The organism is Nostocoides japonicum T1-X7, from assembly GCF_001046855.1.
Taxonomy (GTDB): domain Bacteria; phylum Actinomycetota; class Actinomycetes; order Actinomycetales; family Dermatophilaceae; genus Nostocoides; species Nostocoides japonicum.
Window position 1 is genome coordinate 4,533,507 of record NZ_HF570958.1, and the last position, 3,643, is coordinate 4,537,149.

Annotated in this window: 4 protein-coding genes; all 4 read left to right on the forward strand. The window is 73.6% G+C overall.

What is annotated here, in order from left to right; translation table 11 throughout:
• A partial coding sequence (locus BN12_RS20575) for a putative nucleotidyltransferase substrate binding domain-containing protein (protein WP_048555391.1) occupies window positions 1–615 on the forward strand: 615 nt, incomplete at its 5' end.
• Complete coding sequence (locus BN12_RS20580; RefSeq protein ID WP_048556681.1) at window positions 612–1,448, forward strand: metallophosphoesterase; 837 nt, start codon at window positions 612–614, stop codon at window positions 1,446–1,448. The genes BN12_RS20575 and BN12_RS20580, both read left to right, overlap by 4 nt.
• An 11-nt stretch (window positions 1,449–1,459) precedes the next feature.
• The gene (locus BN12_RS20585; protein WP_048555393.1) at window positions 1,460–2,116 is read left to right on the forward strand and encodes an HAD family hydrolase; all 657 of its coding nucleotides are present in this window, start codon (window positions 1,460–1,462) and stop codon (window positions 2,114–2,116) included.
• Window positions 2,117–2,126: 10 nt separating this feature from the next.
• On the forward strand, window positions 2,127–3,494 hold the full coding sequence (locus BN12_RS20590) for a pyridoxal phosphate-dependent decarboxylase family protein (RefSeq protein WP_048555395.1): 1,368 nt from the start codon (window positions 2,127–2,129) through the stop codon (window positions 3,492–3,494).
• Window positions 3,495–3,643: the final 149 nt, after the last annotated feature.

Below are 3,643 nucleotides of genomic sequence, written 5' to 3' on the forward strand. Positions count from 1 at the left end.
GAGTGGCGCGCGGCGGCCCGGCGGTGGATCGCGGCACCGACGAAGGACCAGGGCGCGATGATGATCTCCCTGCTCCTCGACGGCCGCCCCGTCCACGGAGCCGGCGGGCTCCCCGCGCCGACCGTCCTCGCCGACCTCCGGCGGCACCCCGAGACGATCCGGGTGCTCCTCGAGGCCGCTCTCGCGCCGAGGGCTCGGTTCCGCTCGGTCCGTGAGCTCGTCGCCCGCGGTCCGACCCGGTTCGACATCAAGCGGCACGCGATCCTCCCCGTCGTCAACCTCGCGCGGTGGGCCGCGCTCGACGTCGGCTCGACGGCGCTCGGGACCGTCGACCGGCTCCACGCCGCGGCCGGGTCGGCGATGTTGCCCGAGTCGCGCGCCGGGACGCTCATCGAGGCGTTCTCGGTGCTTCAGCGGCTCCGCCTGCGCTACCAGCTCATGCAGCACGCGGACGGGCAGCGGCCCTCGGACGAGGTGACGATGGAGCAGATGTCCGCGATCGACCGCTCGGTCATCGCCCAGGCCGTGCGCGAGATCACCGCGGCCCAGCGTCGGATGGCGAACGTGTCGGCATACGTGGCGACCGAGGAGTGGGCCCTCCCGGAGCCGACGTGACGTCCCCGCCGCTCTCGCGGGTGGCCGTCATCGGCGACGTCGGCGGCCACACCGGTGCCCTGCGCCGCGAGCTGCGCCGGCTCGGAGCCGACCCGGTCGAGGGCACCCTGCCGCCCGGCCTCCTCGTCGTCCAGGTCGGGGACCTCGTCCACCGCGGCCCCGACTCCGACGGCGTCGTCGCCCTCGTCGACCGCTACCTGCGGACCCAGCCCGACCAGTGGGTCCAGCTCGTCGGCAACCACGAGGCGCAGTATCTCCGGGAGCCCGTCTTCGACTGGCCGGACGAGGTCGCCGACGCCACCGCCGAGACGATCCGGCGCTGGTGGGGCGACGGACTCATGCGCGTCGGCGTCGCCCTCCCGACACCCGACGGCGACTTCCTCGTGACGCACGCGGGTCTCACGGCGGGGATGTGGCGAGCGGTGCTCGACACACCGATCGACGCCCGGCGGGCCGCGCGCCGCCTCAACGGCCTCGTCGGGCGGCGCGACGCCGCCGTCTTCCGGGCCGGGGCCATGCTGGGCCGCCGGGCGAGCGGCTCGGCCGGGCCGCTGTGGGCCGAGGCGGCGAGCGAGCTCGTCCCGAGCTGGTTCCAGACCCGCATACCCTTCCACCAGGTGCACGGCCACAGCACCCTCGTCGACTGGGCGACCGGGCGGTTCCGCGGGTCGGCGCAGATCGAGGACCTGACGACGGTCGACCCCGTCGCGCGCCACGAGACGACGCGCCTCGACGGCGGCGTCATCATCGGCATCGACCCCGATCACGGCGTCGAGCCCACGGCGCGGTGGCGGTCCCTCGAGATCCCGCTCGCCGGCCCGGCCACCACATAGGGTGAGGGTTCGTGGCGAAGCGGTCGTGGCCCGGTGTCCTCTTCGATCTCGACGGCACCCTCGCCGACACGGTCGGACTCATCGTCGCCTCCTACCACCACGCCCTCTCGACGGTCGTCGGCCGGACACGGGACGCCGAGGAGATCAGGTCCTGGATCGGCCGGCCGCTCCTGGAGACCTTCGAGGAGCTCGATCCGGTCCACGCCGTCGAGCTGGACCGCGTCTACCGCGAGTGGAACCTCGCCCACACCGCGCGGCTCGTGCAGCGGTATGCGGGAGTCCCGGAGCTCCTCGACCGGCTCGGTGCCGCCGGCGTCGCCGTCGGGGTCGTGACGTCCAAGCGGCGGGAGGCCGCCGCGGCCGTCCTGGGCGCCGTCGGCCTCGACGGACGCGCCGCCCTCGTCGGAACGCTCGAGGACACGACGGCCCACAAGCCTCGTCCGGACCCCCTCCTCCACGGGGCGTCCGCCCTCGGACTGGATCCCGCCGCCTGTGTCTACGTCGGCGATGCCGTCGTCGACGTCCTCGCCGCCCGGGCCGCCGGGATGGCCTCGGTCGCCGTGACGTGGGGCGCGGGCCGAGCCGACGCGCTCCGCGCGGCGGACCCTACGCACCTCGTCGACACCGTCGCGGCGCTTGGCACGCTCCTCCTCGGCCCGGCCACCTAGACTCCGCAGCGTGCACAGCAAGAACGCTCCCGAGATCGCGCAGATCGGTGAGGCCGTCCTCGCCTATGCCCAGTGGCGCCTCGGCCTCGACCCCGTCCCCCTCGACCACGCGCGGAGGCCGGAGGAGCTCGACGCGCTCGCCGGCCGGACGATCACGCCGGAGGGGATCACCGGAGCCCGCGCCCTCGAGCTGTTCACCGAGGTCCTCGCGCCGTCGTGCCTGTCGGTCGACCATCCGCGCTACCTGTCCTTCATCCCGTGCGCGCCGACGCCGGCCTCGGCGATGTTCGACCTCGTCGTCGGGGCGTCGTCGGTCTATGCGGGCTCCTGGCTCGAGGGGGCCGGTGCCGTCTGGGCCGAGAACCAGGCGTTGCGCTGGATCGCCGACCTCGTCGGCCTGCCCGCCGAGTCCGGCGGCGTCTTCGTGCCCGGCGGGACGATCGGGAACCTCTCGGCCCTCGTCGCCGCGCGCCACACGGCGCGGGCCCGTGCGGCGGCCGATCCCGAGGGGGCGTCGGTCCGACCGTGGCGGATCGCGGCGACCTTCGGGGCGCACTCCTCGATCGCGTCCGCGAGCGAGGTCATGGACGCCGAGCTCGTCGGCGTCCCCCTCGACGAGGGCCTGCGCCTCACTGGGCCGAACCTTCGGACCGTCCTCGAGGAACACGGGCCGGGTACCTTCTTCGCCGTCGTCGCGACGTCCGGCACGACGAACCTCGGCATCGTCGACGACCTCGCCTCGGTCGCCGAGGTATGCCGGGAGTACGGCATCTGGTTCCACGTCGACGGGGCCTACGGCGGGGCTGGGCTCGCCGCGCCGTCGGTGCGGCACCGGTACGCCGGCATCGAGCACTGCGACAGCTTCATCGTCGACCCCCACAAGTGGCTCTTCGCGCCGTTCGACTGCTGCGCGCTCCTCTACCGCGACCCCGCGCTTGGGCGGGCCGCGCACACCCAGCACGCGGCATACCTCGACGTCCTCACCGAGGCGCCCGACTGGAACCCGTCGGACTACTCCGTCGGGCTGACCCGCCGCGCCCGAGGGTTGCCGTTCTGGTTCTCCCTCGCCATGCACGGCACCGATGCGTATGCCGCGGCCGTCGAGCGCACCCTCGAGGTCACCCGGTTCGCCACCGAGGAGATCCGGCGGCGACCGGACCTTGAGCTCGTCCACGAGCCCGACCTGTCGGTCGTCGTCTTCCGCCGCCTCGGGTGGTCGCCCGCCGACTATGCGGCGTGGTCGGACCGGATCATGGACGGCGGGTTCGCCTTCGTCGTCCCGACGTCGCACGAGGGCGAGACCCTCGCCCGGTTCGCCATCGTCAACCCCACGACGAGCGAGGACGACATCACCGCGATCCTCGACACCATGGCCTGAGGTCGGCTGGCCGTGTCGTCGTACCTCGACTCGGGGTGGGGCGCCTGGGTCGAGGTATGTGGTGACCGTCCGATGGTGTCGTCGTACCTCGACTCGGGGTGGTGCGCCTGGGTCGAGGTATGGGGTGACCGTCCGATGGTGTTCTGGTA